Raw genomic sequence first — 22,785 nt, 5'->3', positions numbered from 1 at the left:
ACATGCGAAAGTTCCGTTAGTTATTATAAATTTTTAATTTGTAGCTTATGAAAAGAATGATGAAAATTCTGATGATTGCCATTTGCTGCATACTATCATGCAATATGGCAGCAAATGCAGGCAATGACAAGCCTATCGCCGTTAATGCACTCCCGATAAAGGCTCAAACCTTACTCAGCAACCATTTCAACAATCAGAAGGTGATGCTTGCTACCATTGAGACGGGGGTTATCAACAAGAGCTATGATGTGGTTCTGCAGAACGGAACCAAGCTGGAATTTGATAAGAAAGGCAATCTCACAGAGATTGACTGCAAGCAGGGAAAAGTGCCAGTCAAGCTGATTCCGCAAGCCATCAGAAACTATCTGATGGAGAATTATCCAGCGCAAGCGGTAAAGAAGCTTGAAATGAACAAGAATGAATACGAAGTGGAATTGGCAAATGGGTTGGATTTAACCTTCAACAAACATTTCCAATTAATAGATATCGACTGATTATCAAGTTAACTGAACTTTCGCATATCAGTAAGCTAAGTTTAGCAAGTGGTTTAAGTACGGACTGAAGGTCCAAAAGCAAAAAAAATCCCAGTCAGGATAAAACCTCGACTGGGATTCTTATTTTAAATCTCTCTCTTATTTTTCTCATCTATAAAAAGATGATTACTTCAAACCACGGTTGATAAGGGTTGTGTTGAGAAGCATCACGTACTTACGATACTGACTGTTGTCCAAGATAACGTGCATGTACTTGAGATCCTTCAAAACTGCCTTGTCAATCATTGCAGAACGATCCTCACCCTTTGCTGTTGCAGCATTCATCATGTCTGCAGTGAAGTTCTTGTGTACATCAGCTACAGCCTCTACCTGGTCGATGTTCAAGCTCAAAGCATCTGCCAAGCTAGACATCTTAATGTTCATGTTGTAAGCTGCTGTTGCATTTGTCTCCTCATCTGCTGCGAAAGTAGCTGTTGCCATTGCAAACATAGCTACTGCTAATACCATAATCTTCTTCATAATCTTTTTACCTTTCTTTAATTTGTGAGTCCTGCACATCCGAAGACTCGGGCTCTGTTAAACATTATCCTATAGTCTTTTTCTTTAAGACGCTGCAAAGATACGAACTTTTCTCTGTGTGCGCAAACATTTCTTGGGATATTTTCAGTTTTCCGCCTATTTCTTGACTTAAATCAACAACAATACCCCGAAATAGGCGTCAGAACGTTAGAGATATTACATTTTCTCTATCATTTTGTAATATCATCGAAAAAAAAGACCTTTTTCTTCGTTTATACCAATTATTATTTGTACCTTTGCAAAAGATTCAACCTATAAAACAAGCAAAATGGTACAGGAAAATCATATAGACAAGGCACTCGCCTTTATGGAAAGTCTCGAGAAACTGGGCAACCAGCTCAAGGCGGCTGAGGAACACCAGAAACAGCTCATCGCCCGAATGCTGGATCTCAAGAAAGAGAATCTGACCGACGGCGAGGAATATGCTGAACTCTCGCAGAAGAGCAAAAGTCTGCAGGACATCATCGACAAATGGCGCCCTATCTATCTGGAGCGCATGGAGATGGTAAAGAGCGTAAGCATTCAGAAAAGAAAAAGAAATAATAAAAAATAAATATAGAAATGGAAACAAACAACAAAAACAAGTTTATTGTAGTTTCATACGCACTGTATGATGTAACTAATGGTGACAACGGCGAGGAGATGCTCATCGAGCGCACAACTGACGAGCGTCCGTTCATCTTCATCAGCGGTATGGGTGTTACCCTGCCAGCTTTCGAAGAGAAGGTGGTAAACCTGGCTAAAGGTGAAGAGTTCGACTTCCAGCTGGACCCAGAGCAGGCTTACGGACAGCACTATGATGAGCGCGTACTGGAGCTCGACAAGCAGATTTTTACCGTCAACGGCCAGTTTGATGCACAGCACGTACAGGTAGGCGCTATCATCCCATTGCAGAACGAGGATGGCAACCACTTCAACGCAGTAGTGAAGAACATCAGCGATACAAAGGTAACCTGCGACCTGAACCACCCATTGGCTGGCTTGAAGCTCAACTTCTGCGGTCAGATTCTCGAGAGCCGCGAGGCTACTGCTGAGGAGATTGCCAAGATGGCTCAGATGATCAGCGGCGAAGGTGGCGGCTGCTCAGGTGGCTGCGACAACTGCGGCGGCGACTGCAAGGATGGCAACTGTGAAGGTGGTTGTGAAGGTGGTTGCGAAGGCGGCTGCAACAAGTAATAAACACCTTTATAATATATTAAGGTAATGAGGAATACATTTGGCAATCTTTTCACTCTCACTACGTTTGGAGAGAGTCATGGAATAGCTGTAGGAGGCGTTATTGACGGATTTCCTGCAGGCATAGAAATCGACATGGACTTTATCCAGAGCGAGCTGAACCGCCGACGCCCAGGACAGAGCCACATCACAACGGCCAGAAAGGAAGCTGACAAGGTAGAGTTTCTGAGTGGTGTGTTCGAAGGCAAATCAACAGGAACCCCTATCGGCTTTGAGGTGCGTAACCAGAACCAGCATTCTCAGGACTATGAGAACATGCGCTGTCTCTTCCGCCCTTCTCACGCAGATTTCACCTATCACGAGAAGTATGGCGTACGCGATCATCGTGGCGGCGGCCGTTCTTCAGCCCGCATCACCATTGCCCGATGCGTAGGCGGAGCCCTGGCTAAACTTGCCTTGCGACAGTTGGGCATCTGCATCACGGCTTATACATCACAGGTGGGCAGTATTGCGCTGGAGAAAGATTATCATCTGTATGACCTTAACACCATAGAAGATAATCCGGTGCGCTGTCCTGACCAGCAGAAGGCGAAGGAAATGGAAGATCTCATCGCCCAGGTTAAGGCTGACGGCGATACGATTGGTGGAATTATCACTTGCGTCATCAAGGGTTGCCCGGTAGGATTGGGCGAGCCTGAGTTTGACAAGCTTCATGCCCAACTGGGTGCTGCCATGCTTGGCATTAATGCCGTGAAGGGTTTTGAATATGGCGAGGGATTTGCCGGAGTTACTGCCCGCGGAAGTGAGCAGAATGATGTCTTTATCCCGAAGGCTGATGCTGCAGAGACGCCAGAAGATGCTGCTGTGAATCAGAATGTTGCTGCCCGTATTACAACAAAGAGCAATCATAGCGGAGGAATACAGGGCGGTTTGAGCAATGGTCAGGACATCTATTTCCGTGTTGCCTTTAAGCCGGTTGCTACTCTGCTGATGGAGCAGAATACGGTAGATTTGGAAGGAAATGCCACCACGCTGACTGCCCGCGGCCGTCATGATCCTTGCGTTTTGCCAAGAGCCGTGCCGGTGGTTGAAGCCATGGCTGCCATGGTTATACTGGATAATTATCTCTTGAATAAAACAATAAAACTTTAATTAGTGATTAATTAGTAGTGATTAGTGATTAACAAACTAATCACTACTAAATAATCAATAATAACTAATCACTAATCACTACCTAAAGTTTGCTGTCCTTCAGCAGTTTTGGGCAATATTCATTAAAAAAGCATTTATCGCAGAGCGGTTTCGTACTCTTGCAAATATATCTGCCATGCAGCAGAATCCAATGATGCGCATTCGGAATATCCTCAGCCGGAATGTGTTTCATCAGATAATCTTCTACTTTTCTGGGCGTATCTGCCGTTTTCGGCACCAACCCCATACGATGACTCACACGGTAAACATGCGTATCCACCGCCATCGTAGCATGACCGAACCATACGGCACGAATCACATTCGCCGTCTTGCGCCCCACTCCTGCCAACTTCTCCAAATCATCCGCAGCCTCAGGCACCTCACCTCCGAACATCTCAACCAGCTGGCGAGACATTTCTGCAAGATGCTTCGCCTTGGCATTCGGATAACTCACCGAACTGATCAACTCATAAATATCTTCCTCGCTCGCCTGTGCCATGTGCTGCGCATCAGGATAACGGGCAAAGAGAGCAGGCGTAACCATGTTGATGCGTTTGTCGGTGCATTGCGCAGAAAGCAAGGTAGCCACCAGAAGCTGAAATGCGCTACCGAACTGCAACTCGGTAGTTACATTCGGCAGCGCACTTCTGAAATGATTCAATATAAAATCGTATCTTTCCTTACGAAGCATTTCTCTTACTTTTTAGCAGGAGCAGCCTCCTCTTTCTTCAGCTTACCCTTGTAAGCCTTGTTCAAGCCGGAAATCACCTCTTTTGTAATATCGTAAGCCTTGTCAGCATAGAGCAGGTTATCGCCGCTCTTAGAGAAGATGATGCTGTACTTCTTGTCCTTGTTGTAGCGGGCAAGATAGTTGGCAATGCTGTCGTGGAGTGCCTTGTTGTACTTCTCTTGTTCAGCAGCAAACTCGTTGCTCAAGCGCTGCTGCAAGCCCTGCAGGTCGTTGTTCTGCTTCTGCAGTCCAGCCTGGATAGCCTCAGCCTGCTCGCGGGTGTAAGCATTCTGCTGAATCTTCTGCTGGAAGTTGGCTGCTGCAGCCTGGAGCTGCTGGCCCTTCTGCGCAATAGTAGCCTGAATGTTCTGACCCTTCTTCTCCAAGATAGAAGAATACTCCTTAGCAAAGGTATACTGAGTCATGATAGAGTCTACCTCTACATAAGCAATCTTCAATTCAGCAGGAGCCTTGCTCTCTGACTTAGCCTCTACCTGAGGCTGAGATTTGTTGCATGATGCCAATGACAGGGCAGCAACAGCTGCAATTGCCACTGAACTCAAAATGTTCTTTCTCATTTTTTCTATCATATTATATTATTACTATTTTCTAATAAGCCTTGTTGGCTTCCCTTGCCTCGCGGTCCTGATCCACCACACAATGAATGCCCTGCTTGCGCAAGCCCGGATTGTCGTGCACATGCTGGGAAGAGAACTTGCCATTCTTCTTAAAAATCAACTTTACGCAAAATAATGCCATGCAGATAGCAATTATTAACACGCTTAATAATATTAATTTTATCATTTTTATTACCTTTGCAGTGCCTTAGTGCACTTTTGGGTGCAAAGGTACTATTTTTTTGGGAATAACCAAAACAAAATAGCAGAAATAAATGTTTTATCAAAACAAAATAATAGAAAATAAATGAATAAAAGTGAATTGAAGCCTGCTCTCGTGTTCGAGCAGTTCGCAAAAATCAACGAAATACCTCGTCCTTCCAAGCACGAGGAGAACATGATTGAGTTTTTGAAATCTTTCGGTGAGGCTCATCAGCTTGAAACGCTGGTAGATGAAACCGGTAATGTGCTCATCCGTAAAGCTGCCACTCCAGGCTACGAGCATGCTGAAACCATCATCCTGCAGAGCCACATGGACATGGTTTGCGATAAACTGGTAGATGTTGATTTCGATTTCCACAAAGACGCCATCCAGACTTACGTAGACGGAGAATGGCTTAAGGCAAAAGGCACTACATTGGGTGCTGACGACGGTATAGGCTGCGCCATCGAGCTGGCTATCCTGGCAAGCAACGATATTGAGCATGGTCCTATCGAGTGCGTCTTTACACGTGATGAAGAAACCGGACTGACCGGTGCTCACGGCATGAAGGCGGGCTTTATGACCGGAAAGATGCTCATCAACCTCGACTCAGAGGATGAGGGCGAAATCTTCGTATCCTGCGCCGGTGGTCAGACAACCCATGCCACTTTCCACTTCTCTCGCGAAGAGGCTCCTGCGGGTTATTTCTTCATGGAAGCTTCGCTGAAGGGTCTCAACGGTGGTCACTCGGGCGATGACATCAACAAGAAGCGCGCCAATGCCATCAAGATTCTTGCCCGCTTCCTCTTCCTCGAAAATGAGAAACTGGATGGAAGTCTGCGCCTCGTAAGCTTCAACAGCGGCAAAATGCACAATGCGATTCCTCGCGACGGAAAGATTGTTTTCGCCGTCAAGAATGCTGATAAGGAACAGGTTCGTGCCGACTGGAACATCTTTGCATCAGAAGTAGAAGATGAATTCCACGTAACCGAACAGGCTATGCAGTTCAATATGAGCAGCACCGATGCTGCACCTGTCATCGAGAAAGCTGTAGCTGACAAGTTCGTAATGGCTCTCCAGGCTGTAGACAACGGTCCGCTTACTACCTGTCAGGATGAGGCGATTGCCTGGATGGTAGAAACCTCAAGCAATGTGGCAAGCGTGATGACCGACGAAAACAGCATCAACATCGTAGCTTCTCAGCGAAGTAACGTGATGAGCAATCTGGAGAACATGACCAACACCGTAAAGGCAGCCTTCCTTCTGGCTGGCGCCGAGGTAACTGTAGGCGACAAGTATCCTGCTTGGAAGATGCGCGCCAACAGCGAGCTTACCGACCTGGCTGTGAAGGCTTACGAAAAGCTCTTCGGCAAAAAGCCATTGGTAAAGGGTATTCATGCCGGTTTGGAGTGTGGTCTTTTCTCAGAGCGTTATCCTGAGCTCGATATGGTAAGTTTCGGTCCTACCCTTCGCAATGTTCACACCCCAGACGAGGCTCTTCTCATTCCTACAGTAGAGATGGTTTGGGATCACTTGCTGGAGATTCTCCGCAGCGTGGCTAAATAAGCAAGCGTGCTAAATAAAACAACGAGCTTCATAAAAGCAGCGCGGCTTAATAAAAAAGAAGATGTCTATGATAAAGAAAATGATGTTTGTCATGGCTCTAGGACTTGTGCTGATGTTCACCTCGTGTGGCGATCAGCACAAGGCTCAATCTCTGGTCAAGGATTTTCTTGATGAAAACCTCGTTGATCAGGACTGCAGCTATGAGCGGTTCTCTCGCCTCACTCCTACCGCCATGATCAGTTTCGGCCAGATGAAGGTGATGCGACAAAATGTCAGCAAACTGCCTTACGTCAAGAAGAATATTGATTATAATGATGCAGCTTATCCCGACACCTTATTATATTTAAGGGCTACATACAAGCTGACCAACCATCAGGGCGATAAGCAGGAAGTAACCCAAACCTTTTATCTTGATAAAGGTTTGACAAGAGTAATCGGGTTTAAGGAAAACTAAAAAAATAGTTAAGAATTGCCTTTCAGCAAGGCAGTAAGAATAAACAGAAAGAGTTGACTAGCATTTTTAACTAGCCAACTCTTTTTTCATATAATCTCTTATTTCTTTTCTAGCCAGAGTCAGACGATTCTCAGCCGCTTTATATCCGAGGTTCAGACTTTGGGCAATCTCGCTCACCTGCATTCCTTCGAAGAGATTCAGGCGGTAAACCTTGCTTCTCTTCTCCGTGAGCCGGGCAATGCCACGCTCCAGAATCTCGTTGATCTGCTGGGCAGAGAAAACAGATTCGCCATCAACATCATATCTTCCCATCCAGTCGGTAGCTCCCAGGAAGTGTTCATACTCCTCAATCTTATGCTTGCGACGGTAATAATCGATAATCAGATTCTTGGTAATGGTGTATACAAAACAAGGTAAAGTAACAGGCGTAATCATCTTATCGCCTCGAAGTAATCGCACAAAAGTATTCTGCACGATGTCTTCAGCCTCGTCTGCCGGAAGCGAACGGGACATGACATACAACTTCAGCTCGTTGTAGTGTTCAGAGTAATAATCAGCAATAATGCTGTAATTTGAATTTGTTTGTTCCATGATGGCGATTTTTTTAATCATGTTTTTCGTTTATCGATATTGCAAAGGTAATAAAAAAAAAGAAAGCCACCAAAGGAAAGCGAAAAAAAATGTGCTAAATGTTCATTTTGAAACATTTAGCACATATGATGAAACAATTTGTAACATGAAATGTTACGCATCGCAAAGTTTTATTTCTCCATTCATACCTTTTTTCAGGTTGGATTACTTAATCATGTCAACGCTTCTCTTGAGGAATGCGTCGAGCGAAGCACCCTTCAACATACCGTTCTGAAGCAGGGCAAGGTCGATGAGCTGGTGAACAATGTTGTTGTTCTTAGCATAGCCCGAGATGATTTCGTTGCGCTTAGCCTTCTCATCGCTGATGGCCTTCTCTGTGTTGTGAACATCATCCTTCTCCTGCTGGGTAATCTCTTCAGGCTTCTTCTTGTTCTGCTCCTGATGGAGTACGGCAAGGCGAGCTTCCTGACCCTTGATTTCTGCAAGGATTGGCTTCAATGTTTCAGCAGTGTTGGCCTCAGCATCTTCCAATACCTTCTTTACCAGAGCATGGTCTGAGTTCAGTACGATGTTGTAGCTGTCTGGCATCTGACCGTAGAAGTTCATGCCTGCCTGGAACTGGCTCATCGCCTTCATACGGCGCATGTACTCGTTCTGAGTGATGAGCACTGGCTGGTTCTGTTCACCCAAAGCCTGAATCTCAACAAAGAATTCTGTCTTGTCAAGTTGAGGCATCTGAGAGCGGAATACTTCTGTCAAGTTGTCAGACTGCTCTTTGCTCAAATCGGTCTTCTTAGCATCTTCCTTCACGATGAGGCGGTCGATGATGTCGGCGTCAACACGTGTAAAGCGGCTCTTCTCCAACTTCTGCTCCAGCATGTTTACCATCGGCGTATCGAGCTGACCTTCCATCAGGAGTACAGAATAACCCTTCTGCTTGGCAGCCTCGATGTAAGAATACTGCTCTTCCTTATTGTTGGCGTAGAGATAAACCAGGTTGCCGTCCTTATCGGTCTGGTTGTCCTTAATCAGCGTCTTGTACTCCTCGAAAGTAAAGTACTTGCCCTCAACATCTTTCAGAAGTGCGAAGTCCTTTGCGCGCTCGTAGAAATCTTCCTGAGAGAGCATTCCGTAGTTGATGAAGATCTTGAGATCATCCCATTTCTCTTCAAACTCCTTGCGGTTCTCCTTGAAGATAGAGTTCAAACGATCGGCTACCTTCTTGGTGATGTAGGTAGAAATCTTCTTCACGTTGCTGTCGCTCTGAAGGTAACTGCGGCTAACGTTCAGCGGAATGTCCGGTGAATCGATTACACCATGAAGCAATGTGAGGAATTCTGGTACAATGCCCTCTACCTGGTCGGTTACGAACACCTGGTTGCAATAGAGCTGAATCTTGTTGCGCTGCATGTCGATGCTGCTCTTGATGCGTGGGAAGTAGAGAATACCCGTGAGATTGAATGGGAAGTCTACATTCAGATGAATCCAGAACAACGGGTCGTCCTGCATCGGATAAAGGGTGTGATAGAACTTCTTGTAGTCCTCATCCTTCAAGGTGCTAGGAGTCTTTGTCCAGAGAGGCTCCACATTATTAATAATGTTATCCTCATCAGTCTCCACATTCTTGCCGTCCTTCCACTCGGTCTTCTTGCCGAAGGCTACAGGCACTGCCATAAACTTGCAGTACTTGTTCAGAAGTTCTTCAATCTTGCTCTTCTGCAGGAATTCCTTGCAATCATCAGCAATATGGAGGATGATGTCTGAACCACGCTCAGCCTTGTCTGCATCTTCGATTTCGAAAGCAGGTGAACCATCGCAGCTCCACTTTACTGCCTTGCTTCCCTCTTTGTAGCTCTTAGTGATGATTTCTACCTTGCTGGCTACCATGAAAGAAGAATAGAAGCCGAGACCGAAGTGGCCGATGATGGCGTTGGCATTCTCCTTATACTTGTCGAGGAAGTCAGTTACGCCTGAGAATGCAATCTGGTTGATATATTTATCGATTTCCTCCTCAGTCATACCTATACCATGGTCGCTGATAGTCAAGGTTCCAGCCTTCTCATCGAGAGAGACACGAACGGTTGTGTCGCCAATCTCGCCCTTAAAATCGCCCTGAGCTGCAAGAGTCTTCAACTTCTGTGTAGCATCTACGGCGTTTGAAACCATCTCACGGAGGAAGATGTCGTGATCTGAATATAAGAATTTCTTGATGACAGGGAAAATGTTCTCTGTCGTTACACCAATATTACCTTTCTGTGCCATAATATAAAATGTTTTTATTCGTATTTACTTTATTATTGTTTGGCAAGGGGGCTAACAAATAGCGTGCCAAAATAAAAGCCCTCTTACCAAACAGAATAAAATAGCTGAAAAACATTTTATGATTCAGCGAAGCATTTTATGATTAAATATCTCTTGGAAATCCCTTTGCCAAACCGCCTTCGCTTGTTTCCTTATAAAGCGAAGGTAGGTCATGACCCGTCTGTCGCATTACTTCAACTACACGGTCGAAAGATACGGTATGATGGCCATCTGAGAAGGAAGCGTAGAGGTCTGCATCCAAAGCTCGGGCGGCAGCAAAGGCATTTCGCTCGATGCAAGGAATCTGAACCAGTCCGCAAACCGGGTCGCAGGTCATTCCGAGATGATGCTCCAATCCCATTTCGGCAGCATATTCTACCTGAGCCGGACTGCCTCCGAAAAGCTGACAGGCTGCAGCCGAAGCCATGGCGCAGGCAACACCTACCTCGCCCTGGCAACCTACATCAGCACCACTGATAGAAGCATTATGCTTTACGATGTTGCCCACCAATCCGGCTGTAGCCAAGGCTCTCAAGATGCGCTGTTCACTCATATCATGAGAAGTAAACATGTGGTAGAGTACTGCTGGCAATACACCACAGGCGCCACAGGTAGGAGCTGTAACGATGGTGCCACCCGAAGCATTCTCTTCGCTCACAGCCAGCGCATAAGCATAAACCAAGCCGCGGCTCTGCAGGGAAGCACGGTAACCCTTCGCCTTTATATAATAGGTAGCAGCCTTACGCTGTAGCTTCAGCGGACCAGGCAAAACACCTTCATGGTCCAAACCATTCCTGATGCTCTGCTTCATCGTTTGCCAAACCATATCGAGATAATCCCAGATATCTTCCGATTCGCATTTCTCAACATACTCCCAGAATGAGCGTCCGTTATCATAGCACCATTGCTTGATGTCGGCGAGCTTGTTCAGATCATAAACATCCTTGGCGCCCAGCTCTTCGTTGCCGGCAGTACCATCTGATATGGCTCCACCACCAATACTGTAAACGGTCCATTCTTCAATAATATCGCCGTTCAGATCCTTGCCCACGAATTTCATTCCGTTGGGATGATAAGGCAGGAAAGTCTGTGGCTGCCAGATAATATTCACAGTTTTATGAGGTTTGAGCACTTCTTCTATTGCCACATCAGTCATGTGTCCCTTACCTGTAGCAGCCAGACTGCCATAGAGGGTTACTTCATAATAAGAAGCGTTAGGGCAACGCTCCAGAAAAAGTTTGGCAGCACGCTGAGGCCCCATCGTATGACTGCTCGATGGTCCCTTACCTATTCTATATAATTCCTTTAATGATTTCATACTTTTCTCTCGTATTTAATAATTTTACTTATCGATTTTTCCCTTTTAATGGGCTCAGTTACTTATTTCTTCAGTTTACCATCCGAAAGTTACTTCACCTGCTTGGCTTTCAGGATGATGACATCCGTGAGAGGTCTGTCGTTGTTCGCCTTATCGGTAGCCACATTCTGAATCTTATCAATCACATCCATGCCTTCAAGCACCTCTCCGAATACAGTGTAGCCGTTGTCAAGGTGAGGAACACCACCATGCTTGATGTAGCCCTTCTGCAACTGTTCTGAAGGAATGGCGTAATACTTGCCGTCCCGTTTCAGTTTTTCTACATAATATTCCATCTGCCGTGGAGAAAAATTTCTGCCCCAGGTGATGTAGAAATCAGTAGACGCCGAAGCTTTGGTCGGATTTTCATCATCTCCTTCGCGAGCAGCACAGAGCTGTCCGCGCTTATGATAATATTTAGGATAGATGATTTCTGCCGGAACCGTATAGTTTACATCAAACTTCTGCGGCTTTTCCATGTTCACCTTTCTGCATGAATAATCGCCACCCTGAATCATGAAATTCTTGATGACACGCTGAAAGATGCAACCGTCATAATAGCCCGAATTGACAAGTTTCAGGAAATTATCCCGATGCTTGGGAGTATCGTTGTAGAGAGCCACGAGAATGTTGCCCATCGTAGTTTCCAGCAACACCTGAGGGCAGGTTGGATCGTGCGGTGTTTCCCAGTCGAGCAGAGAATCGGGCTTAGACGCCACAACTTTTCCGGCTGGTTCTGATGTGTTCTGATTGCCTTCACTCTGAGCGAATGTCGTAACAGGCACCGTAAGAAGAGCGAGTGTCAATAATCTGATGATCTTCTTCATATTTTTGTATAATTTTACATCTATTTATGTTATCGGATGCAAAGATAATGATTTTATTCTAAAAAATTGATTTTTTATGCGGGAAAAGTTCCTTTGTTTCATACATTCTTCATATCTTTGCACCAGAAGACAGAAAATGCAATCAATTATGAAGAAAAAAATATATATTATCATCGCTTTTTGCACTTTCCTCACTACAGAAGCAAGTGCACAGCAACAGGTAAGCTTCGGACCATTGCACAGTCCGGACAGTCCGCGCGAAGAATGGTTGCTGCCTGGCGATACGGTTTACCAGGCAGGAAAACCTATGATTTATCAGGGAAAACCGGTGAAGAATGCATATATGACTCCTGCCCGACTATCTGATAAGAAAGAAACTCTCGGCAAAAACGGATTGCTGGGTGATGCTTCGCTAGACAGCACCTATTATAATAATCCCATCTCCAACCTTACCAACAGTTTGAGTTATCCGTTAGGCTATGGCTGGGGGCTGCACAAGGGATTGAATCTCTCGGTAGATCTTTCTGCCTTTGCCACATTCGGCAAGAATGTGCCTCACAGAGGTGGTTTCACTCAGACGATCGATGCAACCTACCTAACGCCACTCACCAAAGACAACAAACTCTGGTTGGCTCTGGGCACTTATATCAACAACGTAAACTATGGTGGAGACAGTTATCATGACGGTGGAGTCTACGGCATTCTGGGCTACCAGTTTAATGAGCATTGGGAGGCTTACGTTTACGGTCAGCTTAGTGTTGCCAACAATTACAATTCTCTCTACGGCCGTTATGGCGGTTATAGCTATGGTCCATACGGCTATTCGCCTTGGGGCTACGGAATGTATCCTTGGGGAATGGGCAGAGGAATCATGCCGGGTGGTTACGGAATTGGAGTACCTGGCGCCAACGTTTTAGGAGCCGGCGTAAGATACACTAATTCCAAAAAGACTTTCTCTATCGGCTTAAACGTAGAAGGAGTATGGTATGATAATAAGACGCCGTCCTATTTCAAGCAATACGACTATCCTGTGCCAAAGGCGCCTGAAAAGGATTAAGGAAAAGGATGGTTTTAACTTAAGAAAAAGATAAAGCATAAAAAGAAAGAGGTTCACTTTTCAATATAATCATATTGAAGTGAACCTCTAAGTTTATTCTGAAAAGAATCAGTTTACATAGAATTATCTCTCTCCATGAGATTATACCTATGAGTTTAGATTCTATTCAGCGAGAATCTGGACTATTCTTTCTGCTGAGCGGCCATCCCATCTGTCAGGAATGCCCGCTTTCTTCCATTCACCCTTCAGAAGTTTCTGCATAGATTGCTTCAGTAACTCCGGATCTTCAGCAACCAATTCGTTTGTACCCACCTTTACGGTTTCAATATGCTCAGTATAGCTGTTGAGCGTAATGCAAGGAACCCCATTGAAGGTAGCTTCTTCAGCCACATTACCGGAATCGGTAATCACACCTTTTGCGTGAGCTGTAAGATAAGCAAACGACAGATAATCGAGCGGCTGAACCACCTGGATTCCACTCTGATGATTACTCTCTTCCTGATAAGCCTTGAATGCGAGCACGAAGCCCAAGGCTTTGCCTCGAAGCGGAGCAATTACCTTCACTCCAGCCTGGCGCGCCTCTTCATCTATGACAGAAATGAGCGATTTCATCTCATCAATGTTATTGACGATGGCCTTGCGGTTCAAGGTCAGAACCATATATTCACCTTCTTTCAGATGAAACTCGTCCATGACTTCCGGACGCTGCATTTTAGACTGAAGGAAGCGGATGTTGTCGATAAGCACATTTCCTACCATATAAACCTTAGACAATTCTGCACCTTCCTTGTTGGCGATGCTGTTGTTTGAAATGCCAGCGGTAAAGAGAATATCTGACAAGCCATCAATCACCAGACGGTTGATTTCCTTTGGCATGGTAATGTCAAAACTACGGGTTCCGGCTGCAATATGAGCAAGCTGCACACCCTGCTTCTTGGTAACAATAGCCACAGCCATGGTTGAAGCCAGATCATCAACCACAATGACAACATCTGTAGCATTCTGCTGCAGATAGCGCTCAAACTGACCCATCACCTGTCCGGTAAGTTCGTTCATGTTTGGACAGTCTACGCCGAGATAAGCATCCGGTTTCTGAATGCCTAAGTCATCGAAAAGAGAAGATTCCAAAGTCGGATCATCCTCTTTTCCTGTGTAAACCAACTGATAGCTGATTTCGTTACCAGCTTCCTGAGCATTACGAATTGCTCTAATTACGGGCGCAACCTTGATAAAGTTAGGTCTTGCGCCTGCAACGATACAGATTTTCTTCATTTTTATCCTGTTTTATATTTTTACTTACTGAAGTTACAGTTTACTGATGTCAGAGTGCTTTATTTCTTGAGTCAAAAGGCATTATCCATTGACTCAGAGGTCTTTATCCCTTGAAAAGGTCTTTGATTCCTCCAATAGAACCCAAGAGATTGGTTGCCTCGTATGGCAGATAAACCACCTTATTATCCTTACCCTGTGCTACTTCCTGCATCATGCTGATGTATTTCTGGGCCAGGAGATAGTTGGCTGGATTCGTACTCTGTCCTACAGCTTCCGTAATCTTCTGAATGGCAATAGCCTCGGCCTCAGCCTTACGGATGCGGGCAGTAGCCTCACCTTCTGCATTCAGGATAGCCTGCTGTTTGGCAGCCTCAGCCTTGTTCACGATGGCAGCCTTCTCACCTTCTGAGAGCAGGCGCTGCTTTTCCTTCTCACCTTCAGAAGTCAGGATGGTAGCACGCTTGTTGCGTTCTGCTTGCATCTGCTTTTCCATGGCCTGGAGCACACTCTCAGGAGGTGTAATATCCTGCAACTCTACTCGGTTTACCTTGATTCCCCACTTATTGGTTGCATCATCCAAAACTGCACGGAGTTTGGTGTTAATCGTATCGCGGGAGGTAAGAGTCTGGTCAAGTTCCATCTCACCTATTATATTACGCAAGGTGGTTTGGGTCAGTTTCTCTATGGCATTTGGCAGATTGTTGATTTCATACACACTCTTGAATGGGTCCACAATCTGGAAATAGAGCAACGCATTTATCTGCATCTGGATATTATCCTTAGTGATTACGTTCTGACGGTCGAAATCGTAGACCTGTTCACGAAGGTCGATGCTGTTTGTATAAAGGTATCTTCCGTTTCTCATCGCCACAATATCCTTGGCATGGTCAATGAAAGGAATGATGACATTAATACCCGGCTTGAGCGTAGCAAAATATCGTCCGAGACGCTCTATGATTTTCGTCTCACTCTGAGGGATGATGACGATGGTTTTCTTAACCACTACGAGTGCAAGTACTACTAGAGCCACCAGCACATAAATTCCTATGTTCATGATGTTTATACGATTAAGTGAATAATGTTGAATCTAAATTTTTCCTATCTAAGCTTTTTCTACCTTGAGGATGATGGATTCGTGACCTAAGATTCGAACCTTATCGCCCACAGCAAGCGGTTCGGCAAGATGCGGAGCTTCCGCTTTCCAATCATCTCCATCCAGCTTCACTCTACCATATCCTCCGGCAGGAATCATCTCGGTTACTTCCCCAATCTGTCCTGCCAGCGCATCGGCGTTACTGCGGCGGTCTTCCCCACCCTTGTGTAGCGATTTCAGCAGATGCGGACGAACCAGCCAGATGCTAAGCATAGAGCAGATAGCCCAAACCACTACCTGCACCCAGAAAGGTGCTCCTACTAATGCCACAGGAATGCTGATGAGCGCACCAATGGCAAAACAAGTAACATAGAAATCGCCGGAAGACAACTCTAAGATGAGGCAGATGAACATCACCGACGTCCATACCAGCCAAAGGTTATGAGATAAATACTCCATACTTAACTATTTTAATTTGATTCTTCAGATTCGAGAGATTCGAAAGAGAAGATGAATTCATTTCTTCAGATTCGAGAGATTCGGAAAATTCCTTATTTTCTGCGGGTTGTAGTCTTCTTTTTTCTACTGGTCTTCTTGGTTGTAGAAGTCTTGCTCGTAGAACCTACCTTATAAGTTGTCTGAGGTTTATAATACTTCAGCGCAGTAGGCATTTCCTTCTGCAAGGCTGCAATACGCTTGGCGTCTGAAGGGTGATCACTGAAAATATCACTCTGATTGCTGCTAGAGCCCTGTGACATTCTCTTCCAGAAAGGAATGGCCTGCTGAGGATCGTAACCAGCCATGGCAGCGAAGATAAGCCCCATGTAATCTGCCTCGGTTTCATTATCACGGGAATACTTCAGATTGCGGAATGAGAAATACTGTCCGGCAACTGCACTTGCCACATTTCCTACACCATTACCTACTGTCTGGTTCAACACAGTTCCCAGGATACTTGTACCGGTTTGCTGATTCTGCTGTTTGGTGAGCTGCTCAGCACTATGTTTAGCCACAGCATGAGCTATTTCGTGACCCAAAACGATTGCCAAACCGGTTTCATTCTGAGTGTAAGGCAAAAGTCCTTCATAAACCACGATTTTACCGCCAGGCATACAGAATGCATTGGCAGACTTATCTTGTACCAGGTTGAATTCCCATGAATAATTCTTCACGTCGGCTTCAAATCCATTCTGCTTCAAATAGAGTTCAACAGCATTGGCAAGTCTTTTTCCTACCCGCTGAACCATAGCCGTATTGGCTGCATTGGTCGACTTCTTGGCAGAAGCCATGTACTTTGTGTATTCCTGATTAGACAGACTGAGTACCTGCTCATCGGATACAGAGATGCGATGAGTGCGACCGGTCAGAGGCACCGTCTGAGTAGTGCCGCAAGATGACAGCGCAAGAGCTGCCACAACCGTCAAAACTAAAACCTTAAACTTTTTCATCTTAACTTACTTATGTATATAAAATATGTTTATTCATTAAGTTTATGTGCTGTTTGAAACACATTTTCTCTGCAAATATACTATTTCTAGTTGAAACCACCAAAGAAAAATGAGAAAAACATGAAATATAACCTAAAAATAACACAAGATAACTGACAAAAAAGGGGTGTACGAAAAAAAGATGGCAAAAAAATAAGGTGTGGCACAATCTTTGCAGTTTCGCAAAACCGTCAGACTGCCAGATGACAGCTGCCCGAGAAAGCAGCATTATCAGCAGACTGGGTTTAAGAAGTATAACATTAAAATATTTTAATATGAATGCAAAGAAGGAAGTGCCTGTATTGCTCTTGACAGGCTACCTGGGTAGTGGAAAGACAACCCTTCTCAACAAGATTTTAGCTAACGAAAAAGGTATTAAGTTTGCCGTCATTGTCAACGATATTGGTGAAGTCAATATTGATGCAGCCCTGATAGAAAAAGGTGGCGTAGTAGGTCAGAAAGATGATTCGCTTGTTTCTCTCCAGAATGGTTGCATCTGCTGCACATTGAAGATGGACCTGGTAGAACAGCTCAAGGAAATCGTAGACATGAAGCGTTTCGATTACATTGTCATCGAGGCTTCCGGAATCTGCGAGCCTGCTCCTATTGCACAGACCATCTGCTCTATCCCATCCCTCGGTCCTCAGTACATCGAGAATGGCATTCTGCGCCTTGACAGCATCGTTACCGTAGTAGATGCTTTGCGCATGAAGGATGAATTCTCCAACGGCAGCGACCTGATGAAGAAGAATATGGATGAGGAAGATTTGGCTTCGCTCGTCATCCAGCAGATTGAGTTCTGCAACATCATTCTTCTGAACAAGGCTGCTGAGGTTGAGCCTAAGGAACTGGAGCACCTGAAGCAGATTATCCGTGCCATCCAGCCTAAGGCAGAAATCTTTGAATGCAACTATGGTGACGTTGACTTGAATCTGATCGTCAACACCAAGAAGTTTGATTGGGAAACCGTATCCACTTCAGCCGGTTGGATTCAGGAAATTGAATCAGAAAGAAACGAAGAGCATGAAGATGATGATGATGATGAACATGAACATCATCACCACGATCATGACGAGGAAGACGAACATGAGCATCATCACCATGACCACGATGACCATGACCACGATGAGCATGAACATCATCATCATCACCATCATCACGATCATGACCATGATCATGATCATGAAGGCGGAGAAGTTGAGGAATACGGAATCGGCACCTTCGTTTACTATCGTCGCAAGCCTTTCGACCTGGGTCTCTTCGATGATTTCGTAGCAAGAAAATGGCCTAGAGACGTGGTTCGCGCCAAGGGAATCTGCTATTTCGATGATGAGCGCGACATGTGCTACGTGTTCGAACAGGCTGGCAAGCAGAAGACTGTAAAGCAGGCTGGCCAATGGTTGGCTACCATGCCGAAAGACGAACTCGCCCAGGTCTTGATGAATAACCCACAGCTGCAGAAGGAATGGGATCAGGAATTGGGCGACCGCATGATAAAAATCGTATTCATCGGTCAGCATATCAAGGAACAGAAAGATGCTATCATTGCTGAGCTCGACAAATGTCTGGCATAAAACAGATTAAAGAAGTAGACAAGCAGAACAGAAGTCTATCTGCAGAACAAATATTGCAGAATCTATTCTGCCCAGTTCTTAGCAAAAAGCAAAGGAAAAATAGCTCAAAATGAGCAGGAAACAAGAAAAACGGAGGAAAACGAACAAAAAAGTGAAGTTTTTCCTCCGTTTTTTAGTTTAATTCGTTTTTTTTTGTTAATTTTGCACCCGAATAATAAAAGCGTAATTAAAATATGAAGACAAACTTCAGACCGGCGTATATAAAGGACTTTGCTGCTTGCTGGAAAGTCATCGACCAGGCTCGCCAAAGTATGATAGAATCGGGACGTCACCAATGGACTGAGGAATATCCATCAGAAAAAGACATCAGAAAAGACATAGAAAATGGCAACGCCTTCGTTCTGACAGTAAACGAAGAGGTGGTTGTCTATGGAGCAGTCATATTGAATGGTGAACCCAAATATAAGAAATTAGTAGGCAACTGGATTACTGATGGCGATTATTATGTAATACATCGCTTTGCCACGTTGCCTAGTTTCCAGCGTGAAGGTTTGGCGCGTATTTTCATCAGTAAGGTGAACAGCATGTGCGAGGTAGAAAAAATACCTAGCATCAAGGTTGACACCAACTTTGACAATACGCCGATGATTAACCTTCTGTCTTCGATGGGTTTCTGCATCTGCGGACGTGTAAACTATGGAGGAAACAGAGGTCAGCGTTTCGCCTTTGAAAAACTCTCCATAGCCATGGAACCTGCAGAATAATTTCTGGCCATCGAAAAACACAACATTTGATAAACATCCTCAAACATTCATTATGGAAGAGAAACTATTGCAGATGAAGAGCTTGGTTGAAAGACTCAACCAAGCTTCAGATAGTTATTATAACGGAAAAGGCGAACTCATGACCGACTATGAGTGGGACGCCCTTTTCGACCAGCTCAAGAGATTGGAAGAGGAAACAGGCGAAATTCTGCCTGACTCCCCTACTAATCGCGTGTCAGAAGATTCTATCGTAGGAAAGAAAGAGGAGCATGAATTTGCCGCTCTCTCTCTGGCAAAGACCAAACAGGTAAGTGATCTTGTAAAATGGGCTGAAGACCGCCCTATCTGGATTTCATGGAAACTGGACGGACTGACCCTCGTAGTAACCTATGACGGCGGAAAACTCGCCAAAATCGTTACCCGCGGTAACGGACACATCGGCACAAACATTACCCACTTGGCTCCAGCCATTTCAGGCATTCCTGCTACCATTTCAGAGAAAGGACATCTTGTAGTAAGAGGAGAAGCCGTGATTTCCTATGCTGATTTCGAACAGTTTATCATCGAAAGCGAAGGCGATTACGCCAATCCACGAAACCTCGCTTCAGGCTCACTCACGCTGAAGGATATTGAAGAGGTGAAGCAGCGCCACATCCAGTGGATTCCGTTCACCTTGGTTTATACTGAGCGGAATCTTACCTCATGGGGAGAACGCATGCAGATGCTGAAAGACCTGGGAATGAATCCTGTAGAACGTGAGCGTATTGACCACCCTACCACAGAAAACATCCAGCTGGAAATAGACAAGTTTACGGAGAAGGTGACAAGCAAGAAGAATCCTTTCCCGGTAGACGGACTGGTGATTTGCTACGATGATACGGCTTATGCAGCTACCGGTTCGGTTACAGGCCACCACGCTACGAGGGCAGGATTTGCCTTTAAATGGCAAGATGAACATGCTGACACCGTACTCGACCACATCGAATGGTCGTGCGCAGCCAGCACCATCACGCCTGTAGCTGTTTTCAAACCGGTAGAACTTGAAGGAACCACCGTGCAGCGTGCCTCGCTCTGCAATGTAAGCGAATGCGAGCGTCTGGGCATTGGCGACAAGGGAACCAGACTACAGGTCATCAAGGCCAATAAGATTATCCCAAAGGTAATCAATATTACAGAGGTTGTGGGGAGTTTTGTCATTCCCAACGAATGTCCGGTCTGCCATGCGCCAGCCGTAGTGCGCGAGAGCGAGAGCGGCACCAAGACTCTCCATTGCACCAATGCAGCCTGCCCAGCCAAACAACTTAAGAAATTTGCCCGCTTCGTCAGCAAGGAAGGAATCAATATTGACGGAATCTCAGAACAGACTGTCTGGAAATTCATCAATCATGGTTTTATCAGGGAATATGCTGATTTCTACAAACTGAAGAATTATGCGTTCGAGATTTCCTGTTTCGAAGGATTTGGCAAGAAGAGCGTAAGCAATCTTCTGGAGAGTGTAGAGAAGAGCCGCCATACTGACGGCCGTCATCTGCTCTACGCCTTGAATATTCCGCTCTGCGGCGGCGATGTGGCTAAAAAACTGCTCAGCCGTTACAAGGTAAAGGAACTGATAGAAACGGCGCGTCTGAGCATGTTCGATGATGAGTTTGCAAGCATTGATGGTATTGGACCTGAAAAGAGTGCCAAGTTTATCGCCTGGTTCAAGGATGATGTTCATTTCCAGCATGTGCAGCATCTGCTGTCCGAGCTGATTATCGAGGAGCAGGAGCCTGTAGAAACGGGAAATAAATGCCAGGGACTGACTTTCGTCGTAACCGGAGATGTGCATCATTACAAGAACCGCAACGAGCTGAAGGCTTATATTGAAAGCCAGGGCGGCAAGGTTACGGGAAGCGTGAGCAAGAGTACTAACTTCCTGATAAACAACGATGCAGCTTCGCAGAGTTCGAAGAACAAGAAAGCACATGAACTCAATATTCCAATCATTACTGAGGATGAGTTCATTGAAAAATTTCAGGAGTAAACAAGTTTATTAAGCGAAATAAAAAGCGAAAGCCAGATTCCTGATTACGGACTTGGCTTTCGCTTTTCTAGTTTTAAGAACCTGCAAATTCTCTGTTATTATTCTCCCAGGAACTGACCCATGAAGAGAATGGCGCCACTATTACGTTCAGTAATGAAATAAACGAATGGGCGGTTGGCATGAAATTCTACACGCTTCAACTCCTGAGGACCCAGTGAGGTCAGCATCACAGCCGCTGTTACGGCAGCAGCCTTGGTTCCACGCTCGCTTACCTCAATCTTTGCCTTCTGCAACATCTTCGATACGTAGAAGTTGCCATTGGCAAAACGGCTGAAATCTGCCGTGCCTGGCTGGAAGATGCTTGGAGCGCCCAATTTACTGATAATCTGGTTGAGCGACAAATCCATCTCTGTGGTAAACTTAGGGAATTTTAAATCTACCTGGCAACGGTCCATGTCATTACTCAACTTCTGAAGTTTATCAGCATCCATCTCCTTCATCACCTCGCTGATGCTCTTGCCAGCCTTAGGAAGAAGAACGGTCATCTGATAACTTCCATTTCCGTATGGCAGCTCTACAGCCTGCAACATATCATTTTCAGTATAGGCAAACTTCTTGTTCTGGTGCATCATGTTCACCTTCTTAATATCGCGGGTGTAACCGCTGAAGTTCTCGAGGCGGGTATTCTTCGCATCAAACTTCTCCTGCCAGATTCCATTAAAATAAATAGCATTCAGGAGGTAAGAAACGGCTGTAGGGTCTACCTGGTCGATGATGCTAGGAATCATTCCTTTAGTCTGCTTCTTGCACCAGTCATTAATGCGAGTGGCAGATTTAGAATTGGTAAAGTCCATGCTCTCAACACCAGCCTGATAAGAATCGGCTACGGTACGAGCGAAATCGCTGTTCAATGTGAAATTCTTGTTGATAGCGATAAAGTTGGCTATATTTACGGTTGTCTGCTTGTCGAGCTTGCCAGCCGAAAGCATCAGCGCCTTATAACAGTCGTTGAGTTCCTTTACGCTTACGCCCTCGCAACCGATTGCCTTCAGAATCTCCTGCTGAGTCTTGCCGTCGGCACCATTCGCAAGCATTCCCATCAGATAGGCGATGCTCATTGGCGAAACCACCTCAGAATCCATGCCGCTAATCTGCTGATAGAGTTTGAAAGCGAAATCATTATTCTTCTTCACGATGTTCTGCTGAGCCTCTGAAAGGACAAGATAACCCTCGTCCATTTCCTCATCTGCCGACGGACGGGCAGCCTCTGCCTCTGTTATCTTCTCAGCTTTTGTTGCGTTCTCATTCTGTGCATTCTTGCTTGAGCTGCAAGAAGTCATTGCCATTGCAGCTGAAGCTAAAATAGCTGCACTAAATACTTTCTTGTTCATATTTCTCTAATTTATTGGTTCATTTTAATGACTCAACGC

At 45.3% G+C, this 22,785-nt stretch carries 23 protein-coding genes; 10 read left to right on the top strand and 13 right to left on the bottom strand.

All coding sequences use genetic code 11. From position 1 onward, the window contains the following. Positions 1-56: 56 nt before the first annotated feature. Positions 57-494 carry a PepSY-like domain-containing protein gene (locus KUA46_RS04825; RefSeq protein ID WP_228113738.1) on the top strand — a complete coding sequence of 146 codons (438 nt, stop codon included), beginning with the start codon at positions 57-59 and terminating at the stop codon, positions 492-494. A 165-nt stretch (positions 495-659) separates the two neighbouring features. On the opposite strand, the gene KUA46_RS04820 is transcribed toward KUA46_RS04825, so the two are convergent. Continuing rightward, a complete protein-coding gene (locus KUA46_RS04820) occupies positions 660-1,013 on the bottom strand; it encodes a hypothetical protein (RefSeq protein ID WP_022120210.1) in 354 nt (117 codons plus the stop codon). A gap of 328 nt (positions 1,014-1,341) precedes the next feature. Between KUA46_RS04820 and KUA46_RS04815 the strand changes: the two genes are divergently transcribed. From KUA46_RS04815 to aroC, 3 genes are read left to right on the top strand one after another with little or no spacing between them, the layout of a single operon-like run. Beyond that, the gene (locus KUA46_RS04815; RefSeq protein ID WP_006846647.1) at positions 1,342-1,626 is read left to right on the top strand and encodes a hypothetical protein; all 285 of its coding nucleotides are present in this window, start codon (positions 1,342-1,344) and stop codon (positions 1,624-1,626) included. Between the two features lie 8 nt (positions 1,627-1,634). After that, positions 1,635-2,249, top strand: a complete 615-nt coding sequence (locus KUA46_RS04810; RefSeq protein WP_218486536.1) for an FKBP-type peptidyl-prolyl cis-trans isomerase — start codon at positions 1,635-1,637, stop codon at positions 2,247-2,249. 27 nt (positions 2,250-2,276) lie between these two features. Further along, the gene (gene aroC, locus KUA46_RS04805; protein WP_218486535.1) at positions 2,277-3,401 is read left to right on the top strand and encodes a chorismate synthase; all 1,125 of its coding nucleotides are present in this window, start codon (positions 2,277-2,279) and stop codon (positions 3,399-3,401) included. Between the two features lie 82 nt (positions 3,402-3,483). Here aroC and nth read toward each other — a convergent pair whose 3' ends face one another. From nth to KUA46_RS04790, 3 genes are read right to left on the bottom strand one after another with little or no spacing between them, the layout of a single operon-like run. Then, complete coding sequence (gene nth / locus KUA46_RS04800) at positions 3,484-4,131, bottom strand: endonuclease III (protein WP_006846651.1); 648 nt, start codon at positions 4,129-4,131, stop codon at positions 3,484-3,486. Between the two features lie 5 nt (positions 4,132-4,136). Continuing rightward, on the bottom strand, positions 4,137-4,748 hold the full coding sequence (locus KUA46_RS04795) for an OmpH family outer membrane protein (protein ID WP_040552750.1): 612 nt from the start codon (positions 4,746-4,748) through the stop codon (positions 4,137-4,139). A 31-nt stretch (positions 4,749-4,779) separates the two neighbouring features. Then, a complete protein-coding gene (locus KUA46_RS04790; protein WP_153138486.1) occupies positions 4,780-4,974 on the bottom strand; it encodes a hypothetical protein in 195 nt (64 codons plus the stop codon). A 120-nt stretch (positions 4,975-5,094) separates the two neighbouring features. Between KUA46_RS04790 and KUA46_RS04785 the strand changes: the two genes are divergently transcribed. After that, positions 5,095-6,555 carry an aminoacyl-histidine dipeptidase gene (locus KUA46_RS04785; protein ID WP_022120207.1) on the top strand — a complete coding sequence of 487 codons (1,461 nt, stop codon included), beginning with the start codon at positions 5,095-5,097 and terminating at the stop codon, positions 6,553-6,555. Positions 6,556-6,622: 67 nt separating this feature from the next. Continuing rightward, on the top strand, positions 6,623-7,009 hold the full coding sequence (locus tag KUA46_RS04780; RefSeq protein ID WP_218486534.1) for a hypothetical protein: 387 nt from the start codon (positions 6,623-6,625) through the stop codon (positions 7,007-7,009). 66 nt (positions 7,010-7,075) lie between these two features. On the opposite strand, the gene KUA46_RS04775 is transcribed toward KUA46_RS04780, so the two are convergent. From KUA46_RS04775 to KUA46_RS04760, 4 genes are all read right to left on the bottom strand, one after another. After that, positions 7,076-7,600, bottom strand: coding sequence for an RNA polymerase sigma factor (locus KUA46_RS04775; RefSeq protein ID WP_256624980.1), 525 nt, complete (start codon positions 7,598-7,600; stop codon positions 7,076-7,078). A 204-nt stretch (positions 7,601-7,804) separates the two neighbouring features. Beyond that, positions 7,805-9,862, bottom strand: coding sequence for a molecular chaperone HtpG (htpG, locus tag KUA46_RS04770; RefSeq protein WP_022120204.1), 2,058 nt, complete (start codon positions 9,860-9,862; stop codon positions 7,805-7,807). 142 nt (positions 9,863-10,004) lie between these two features. After that, on the bottom strand, positions 10,005-11,219 hold the full coding sequence (locus tag KUA46_RS04765) for an L-serine ammonia-lyase (protein ID WP_218486532.1): 1,215 nt from the start codon (positions 11,217-11,219) through the stop codon (positions 10,005-10,007). Positions 11,220-11,308: 89 nt separating this feature from the next. Next, a complete protein-coding gene (locus KUA46_RS04760; protein ID WP_218486531.1) occupies positions 11,309-12,085 on the bottom strand; it encodes a peptidylprolyl isomerase in 777 nt (258 codons plus the stop codon). A 148-nt stretch (positions 12,086-12,233) separates the two neighbouring features. Here KUA46_RS04760 and KUA46_RS04755 point away from each other — a divergent pair, with 148 nt between their 5' ends. After that, positions 12,234-13,142, top strand: a complete 909-nt coding sequence (locus KUA46_RS04755; RefSeq protein WP_256624979.1) for a hypothetical protein — start codon at positions 12,234-12,236, stop codon at positions 13,140-13,142. Positions 13,143-13,304: 162 nt separating this feature from the next. Here KUA46_RS04755 and KUA46_RS04750 read toward each other — a convergent pair whose 3' ends face one another. The 4 genes from KUA46_RS04750 to KUA46_RS04735 all read right to left on the bottom strand — a co-directional run bounded on the left by KUA46_RS04750 (position 13,305) and on the right by KUA46_RS04735 (position 16,955). Next, the gene (locus tag KUA46_RS04750) at positions 13,305-14,414 is read right to left on the bottom strand and encodes a UDP-N-acetyl glucosamine 2-epimerase (protein WP_022120200.1); all 1,110 of its coding nucleotides are present in this window, start codon (positions 14,412-14,414) and stop codon (positions 13,305-13,307) included. 103 nt (positions 14,415-14,517) lie between these two features. Beyond that, positions 14,518-15,468, bottom strand: coding sequence for an SPFH domain-containing protein (locus KUA46_RS04745; protein ID WP_153139813.1), 951 nt, complete (start codon positions 15,466-15,468; stop codon positions 14,518-14,520). A gap of 48 nt (positions 15,469-15,516) precedes the next feature. Then, entirely contained in the window at positions 15,517-15,966 is a 450-nt protein-coding gene (locus KUA46_RS04740; protein WP_153139815.1) for an NfeD family protein, read from the bottom strand. A 92-nt stretch (positions 15,967-16,058) separates the two neighbouring features. Next, the gene (locus KUA46_RS04735; protein ID WP_153139816.1) at positions 16,059-16,955 is read right to left on the bottom strand and encodes a M48 family metallopeptidase; all 897 of its coding nucleotides are present in this window, start codon (positions 16,953-16,955) and stop codon (positions 16,059-16,061) included. 314 nt (positions 16,956-17,269) lie between these two features. On the opposite strand from KUA46_RS04735, the gene KUA46_RS04730 reads away from it, so the two are divergent. From KUA46_RS04730 to ligA, 3 genes are all read left to right on the top strand, one after another. Further along, positions 17,270-18,568, top strand: a complete 1,299-nt coding sequence (locus KUA46_RS04730; protein WP_218486529.1) for a CobW family GTP-binding protein — start codon at positions 17,270-17,272, stop codon at positions 18,566-18,568. A 233-nt stretch (positions 18,569-18,801) separates the two neighbouring features. After that, positions 18,802-19,332: a GNAT family N-acetyltransferase gene (locus KUA46_RS04725; RefSeq protein ID WP_006846667.1), complete on the top strand. Its 531-nt coding sequence runs from the start codon at positions 18,802-18,804 to the stop codon at positions 19,330-19,332. 52 nt (positions 19,333-19,384) lie between these two features. Then, the gene (ligA, locus tag KUA46_RS04720) at positions 19,385-21,355 is read left to right on the top strand and encodes an NAD-dependent DNA ligase LigA (protein ID WP_218486528.1); all 1,971 of its coding nucleotides are present in this window, start codon (positions 19,385-19,387) and stop codon (positions 21,353-21,355) included. Positions 21,356-21,453: 98 nt separating this feature from the next. Here ligA and KUA46_RS04715 read toward each other — a convergent pair whose 3' ends face one another. Then, on the bottom strand, positions 21,454-22,746 hold the full coding sequence (locus tag KUA46_RS04715) for a serpin family protein (RefSeq protein WP_218486527.1): 1,293 nt from the start codon (positions 22,744-22,746) through the stop codon (positions 21,454-21,456). Between the last annotated feature and the right edge of the window lie 39 nt (positions 22,747-22,785).

This window comes from Segatella copri (assembly GCF_019249765.2).
In the GTDB taxonomy this organism is placed as follows: Bacteria; Bacteroidota; Bacteroidia; order Bacteroidales; family Bacteroidaceae; genus Prevotella; species Prevotella copri_K.
The sequence above is the reverse complement of the archived record's forward strand: the minus strand, read 5'-3'. Positions and strand labels throughout refer to the sequence as shown.